The following is a 5,764-nucleotide window of genomic DNA, read 5'->3' on the forward strand; positions in this document are numbered from 1 at the left end:
GCTGGCGGCCTAACGCCAAAGATTTAACCTCAAGGACTCCGCGCAAAACCGGAGGAGACTTGGGGCTCAGGTCAGGTTCTTTAATCGGGCTCTTTCACAGGGTCGCGGCTGACGGTGTCGGTAAAGACCCGCTCAAACACACAGTCTTTACCCTTATAAGCCTTTAGATGCGCGGTGATATGGAAAGCGTGTTCATCGCAGTGCATTGTGGTGCTCACACGGGTGGAGGCAGAAAACTCGCCGCGGGACATGGAGCGGTCCCAGTGCAGTTCAGCCTGCGCCGAGGTGACATCATCATGCGCGATGGACCAGACCTCTTTCATCTTACTTGCAACGCGCAGCCCATGGTCCAGAAATTCGATCTCACCATGATCGCCATAAATGGTCAGCTGATCCCTGCCGTGGTCGGTGGTAAGCGTCTTTTGTTCGGACGCCACACGTACGGTCCGGGTGATCTCACAATCCGTGCCCGTGGGCGCGGCAAAATGACAGTCGGACCCTGCGCCCTGCGGAAAAACTGGAAAGTTAAGTGCGCCACCGGACAAAGTGAGTGTCACAGCCCCGCGTTCCGGTCAGATGAACGGCCAGTAGGACGGGGAGACGGCCAAATGCAACCGGTGGCCAGCAGGCACTACATAAGCTGTTTGGTCCAGATCAATAGCCACATCATACATGCGACCCGGCTCCAATGGGCGATCCACGTCAAACCCGTCCCTGTAACGCAGATTGAGCAAACCATAGGCCCCCGAAGTTCGGCCCCTGTGATCGGGGACTGTAACAGGGTGCTGGGGTCTTTTACGTGTCGAGCATTGTTCTGTTGGACATGTTTGCAGGCCCTGCTGAAAAGGGGCCGGTCACAAAGATCTGCATGAAAACAAGTCATTTTGTGTGCTCCTCACAGGTGCAGAATACATGATCCGGCGCAAATAGGACGCGCCGCTGCATCAGGCGACCGATGCGGGCGCCATCGGCCGATTTCCGCGCCATAAAACCACGTCTCACGGTCGCTCTCCGGTATTTGCACAGGGCTGTGCAGAAAAAGAAGCGATGCCCGAGGAAAGCTGTGTCACGCTAAGGACGAGAGCCGAACGCGCCCGACAGACGTTCGCTTTTAAGAAAAACCGAAAACAAAATAAAACAGCTTTTCCAACAGGAGGTCCTGAAATGACGACCATGTCACTTGCGACACCCACAAATGATCAATCCGTGCAAAGCACCGACAGCGCCTATGGCCCCGCGCTGGGGATATTTCCACGCACTCCGATGGGGCGTTTCTTTTTCCTCTGGGGCACGCTGAATGTGGTTCTCGCGCTTTTGCCGGTTTACAACATCCTCGGCAACAGCGCGGACGTTGGGCTCATGAGCATGCCGATCACCGTGGTTTATTGCTACGGGGTGTTTTCGCTCAATTGCATTTTGGGAGTGGCCTACTACCTGACGCGCGGCAGAGCCTGGGTCGCAATGTGCGGTGAGTTTGCTCAAAAAGACTCCTCGAAAGGAGAGGCGCAATGATCACCGCCCTCACACTGCTGGGCATTGGGCTCTATCTAGTCCTGATGTTCTATATTGCCTATCGTGCCTATCAGATGAACAAACACGACGACCCGGAGGATTGGTTCCTCATGGGGCGCAGCGCCAATACTGCGATGCTAGTTGGCACCATGTTTGCCACCTGGTTTTCCACCTTTGCCTTTCTCGGCGGGCCGGGGTTCTTTTACAAGAACGGGGTCAACTGGCTGCTGTTTGGTTTCTTCAATGCGATGGGACCGATCCTTGTGATGGTCATTGGGCCGCGCATCTGGGCCTTGGGCAAAAAGTTTGACTTCATCACCCCGGCGGACCTTCTGTCGGCGTATTACAACAACAGTCGACGTATCCGAGTGCTGACCGGGCTGATCTGTATTGCGGTCCTGTTCCCTTATTCAGCCATCCAGATCACAGGTATCGCAACTGCGCTCAACTCCATCTCCGGCGGGCTGATCGCGTTTAATGTCGGCGTCTTGCTGATTGCGGTCTGTGTCGGTGTCTATTCCTTTGTTGGCGGCAGCCGCGCGGTTGTGTGGACGGACGTCATCCAAGGTTTTGCTTTTGCCGCACTTTTGATCGTGACCATGCTGTTGGTCATTCGCTGGTCCGGCGGATGGGAGCAGGGTTGGGCGGCAGCCACACAAACCAAACCAGAGCATTTTGCCTTTGAAGGTGGCGCTGGGCGGTACATCACTGTGATGACATTGTTCACCTTTGGCTGGATCCTTACGCCGCATTTGTGGCAGCGCCTTTATATGGCCGACAGCCCGCAGACCCTGGTCAAAGGCGCGGCAATCACCTCGTTTCTGGCGCTGTTTGTTGTCACCTTTACCGGTGCGGTTATTGGGATGATGGCGTTGGGTATGGATTTTGCGCTGCCCGAAGGGATCACATCCGATGCGCTGGTGCCTGAATTATATGCGCAGTTCTTGCCTGCCATGGGCGCGGTTCTGGTTATCGCGGTCTTTGCGGCTGGCATGTCGACCCTGGACAGCCAGTTGATCTCGGCCACGTCCAGTTTCATTCAGGACCTTTTGCCCAGCGTGGCCTCGGTCGAACCCCGCAAAGCCATGCAGCTGGCTCGCGTGTTTGAAATTGCCTTTGTTCTGGCGCTTGTGGCCTTTGCCTTCTCCCCGTCGGGGCGCCAGTTGATCGCGCCTTTGGCCTCTATCGGAGTGGGTATGGCGTTGACCCTGTTGCTGCCGCTTTTGGGCGCATTGTTCTGGGCGCGCGCGTCCGAACCGGCTGTGTTCTGGGCCATGCTGCTCAGCTGGGGCGTCATGATTGCGATGCAGTTTAACCTGCTGCCAAATCCCGGGATCGTGGGCCCACCGTTGTGGGGGCTGTTGGTCAGCGCCATCGCCTTCTTTGGCATCTCCCTCGCCAAGGATGATCCGGTCGATGCGGAACGTCGTCAGGCGTTCCAGGATGACATGGCTCCACAGTTCCCTGAAACGGCCGAGGCCCAGGTTCAGGCCGCGCAAGCCGCCAACGCCTAGGTCAAGACCCACCCATTCGCATGAAAAAGCAGCGACCCGCAGAGCCCTCTGCGGGTCGCTTCCCGATTGAACGCCGCTGCGGCTTGTTTCGGTTTTGCTTTCGCGTCTTAGATGAGGCCTAGGACAAATGAGGCCGCAGATGGCTGAACCAGCTGACCCGCTTGCAAAACTGGATTGGGATGATCTCAAAGTGTTTTTGACATCTGTTAGATGCCAAAGCGTTTCGGCTGCGTCCAAGGACCTCTGCATCAGCCACTCGACCGTGTCGCGCCGCCTGTCCCGGTTGGAATACACGCTTGGCACCGCCTTGTTTGAACGCAATCGCGATGGGTTGGTGCTGACCACATTTGGCCGCACGGTGTTGCGCCGCGCAGAAGAGGTCGTGGCCGGGATCAACAACCTGCGCAGTGATTTGACCGGAGACGGGGACACCAGCGGTGTCATCCGCTTTGCAACGATGGAGGGCATCGCCTCACTCTATCTGTCGTCGCGATTGGCGAATTTCCAGGCAAGCTACCCCGGCATCCGGCTCGAGTTGCTGACAACCTCGCGTCAGGTGCACATCAGCCACCGCGAGGCGGATATGTTCCTCAGTTTCTTCCGCCCGCAGGGTGACAAGATGGCAACCCAAAAGATCGGCGCTTTTGGCATCGGTCTCTATGCATCACAGCAGTATATAGACACCCATGGGATGCCGCAGTCTGTGGCCGACCTCAAAGATCATTCTTACGTGGGCTATCTTGACCAATTTGTTGAACTGGACGCGGTGCGCTGGCTGGAAGAACTGGTCAACACGCCGCGCATAGTGTTTTGGAGCAATAGTATGATTGCCCAACGTGCCGCCGCACGCGGTGGTCTGGGCATTGTCGCCCTGCCGCATTTTGCCTTGGCAGATCAGGAAGTCCTGGTTCCGGTTCTGCCCGAACTCAAGGCCAAGCGGAACCTGTGGATGACCGTGCACCAGGACCTGCGTCATTCGCGCCATATCGTGGCCCTGCGCAGTTATTTCGCGCGTCTTTTTGAAGAAGACGCTGCTTATCTGATGGGGCCACGCACCGATCTTGCGCCATCTGCAAAAACTGCGGCCATCGAGACCCAGCCTGCGTGATCTTTGGCCGATGATTTCGGCACGGCGGCGTCCACAAATGAACATTGGGTTCCCTTTTCCTTTGGCGGACAGTTGTCGCAAAGAACGGAGACACACGCATGTTTGACACTCACCAGTTTAAAGCGGCCGCGGCCCATATCGCCCCTGTCTACCAGGACCCGCAGGCCAGCGCAGAAAAGGCGATTTCCGCCATCGCAGAAGCGGCCCGGGCTGGCGCAGATATTGTCGCGTTCTCCGAAGCCTTCCTGCCGGGTTTTCCAATTTGGGCGGCCATTCACGCACCCATCAAAACCCATGCGCATTTTGCCAAATATGTCGAAGCCTCGGTCTATGCGGACGGGCCAGAGGTCGGGCTAATTCGCCGCGCGGCCGCGCAGCACCAGATTATGGTGTCGCTGGGTATTTCCGAACGCAACCCCGCCTCGGTGGGCAGTCTGTGGAACAGTAATCTGCTGATCGACAAGACCGGTCAGGTGATCAATCATCACCGCAAACTTGTGCCCACCTTCTTTGAAAAAATCGTCTGGAGTGGTGGGGATGGGGCGGGGCTTGCGGTCAAACCTACCGCAATCGGGCGCGTCGGCACTTTGATCTGTGGGGAGAACACCAATCCCCTGTCGCGCTATAGCCTGATCGCCCAAGGGGAGCAGGTGCATATCTCAACCTATCCGCCCATTTGGCCCACGCGCCCGCCGCAGGAGCAGGGCAACTACGACAACCGCGCCGCCAACCACATCCGCGCCGCCGGCCATTGTTTCGAGGCCAAATGTTTTGGCATTGTCGTCGCTTGTCCATTTGATGCGCAGGCAACCGCGCTTGTCGCGGACGATGACCCCGATTTGATCGCGCTGTTGGATGCGTGCTCCCGCGCGCCCAGTTTCTTTGTTGACCCAACGGGCCAGAAAATCGGTGACGAGATCCTTGAAGAAGGCATTGGCTATGCGGACATAGACCTCTCTCACTGTCTGGAACCCAAACGGTTTCACGATGTCGCCGCCGGATACAACCGATTTGACATCTTCAATCTGCAGGTCACACGCGCCCGCGACATTGCGATCAATTTCGCTGAGCGTACTCCAACAGCGACGGATGCGCTAAGCGAGACGCCGGACAATGAACCACGCGCAGACCTTGTGTCGTGAGCCTGCGCAACGTTTTCCGGAAAACCTGACACAGCAGCGTAACTCCTTTGACCCAGCGGGCCGTGGATTGTGACGTCCCGAAACTGATTCGTCTGCCACCAACAGATGGGGCGTCGTCCCAGCCGAATATGTTGCGCGACTTTTTGAAAGCAATCCTCAACCCACCAGAACAGCTGAGAAAAGCCGACCCAAAACTTTTTCGATGCGACTATTTGAACTACTAGTATTCTAGAATGCCATAAGTGATCGTTTTCACGTTACGGGGAGGTAGCGGTGAACAAAGTTTTCGTTTCGAAAGTCTTGTGTGGATGGCTCCTGCATAGCAAGACATTTCTGATGTGATTTGCTCTTTGGTCAGAAGCAGTCTTGTGTCCGGCCTGTTGACGCGATGCACATGACCGCTGGCCCTGATGGGGTCCGCGAACCAAGTCCCATTCTGCTTTGCGGACTGCTGTGTCCCTGCCCTCCTCCTGCCTTCCTTTGCCTTC

At 56.8% G+C, this 5,764-nt stretch carries 6 protein-coding genes; 4 read left to right on the top strand and 2 right to left on the bottom strand.

Annotated features, from left to right (window positions below; translation table 11 throughout):
* Positions 1-80 precede the first annotated feature (80 nt).
* Complete coding sequence (locus KMP13_RS15660; protein ID WP_215266921.1) at positions 81-557, bottom strand: hypothetical protein; 477 nt, start codon at positions 555-557, stop codon at positions 81-83.
* A gap of 15 nt (positions 558-572) precedes the next feature.
* Complete coding sequence (locus KMP13_RS15665) at positions 573-734, bottom strand: CocE/NonD family hydrolase C-terminal non-catalytic domain-containing protein (protein WP_215266922.1); 162 nt, start codon at positions 732-734, stop codon at positions 573-575.
* A gap of 313 nt (positions 735-1,047) precedes the next feature.
* Between KMP13_RS15665 and KMP13_RS15670 the strand changes: the two genes are divergently transcribed.
* The 4 genes from KMP13_RS15670 (at position 1,048) to KMP13_RS15685 (ending at position 5,276) form a co-directional block, all read left to right on the top strand.
* Entirely contained in the window at positions 1,048-1,512 is a 465-nt protein-coding gene (locus KMP13_RS15670) for a hypothetical protein (RefSeq protein WP_215266923.1), read from the top strand.
* Positions 1,509-3,026: a sodium:solute symporter family protein gene (locus tag KMP13_RS15675; RefSeq protein ID WP_215266924.1), complete on the top strand. Its 1,518-nt coding sequence runs from the start codon at positions 1,509-1,511 to the stop codon at positions 3,024-3,026. The genes KMP13_RS15670 and KMP13_RS15675 overlap by 4 nt, the downstream gene beginning before the upstream one ends.
* Positions 3,027-3,165: 139 nt before the next feature.
* Positions 3,166-4,134 (top strand): LysR family transcriptional regulator, encoded by a 969-nt coding sequence (locus KMP13_RS15680; protein ID WP_215266925.1) that lies wholly within the window; start codon positions 3,166-3,168, stop codon positions 4,132-4,134.
* A 98-nt stretch (positions 4,135-4,232) separates the two neighbouring features.
* Entirely contained in the window at positions 4,233-5,276 is a 1,044-nt protein-coding gene (locus KMP13_RS15685; RefSeq protein WP_215266926.1) for a carbon-nitrogen hydrolase family protein, read from the top strand.
* Positions 5,277-5,764 lie beyond the last annotated feature (488 nt).

Source organism: Epibacterium ulvae (genome assembly GCF_018678075.1).
In the GTDB taxonomy this organism is placed as follows: domain Bacteria; phylum Pseudomonadota; class Alphaproteobacteria; order Rhodobacterales; family Rhodobacteraceae; genus Epibacterium; species Epibacterium ulvae_A.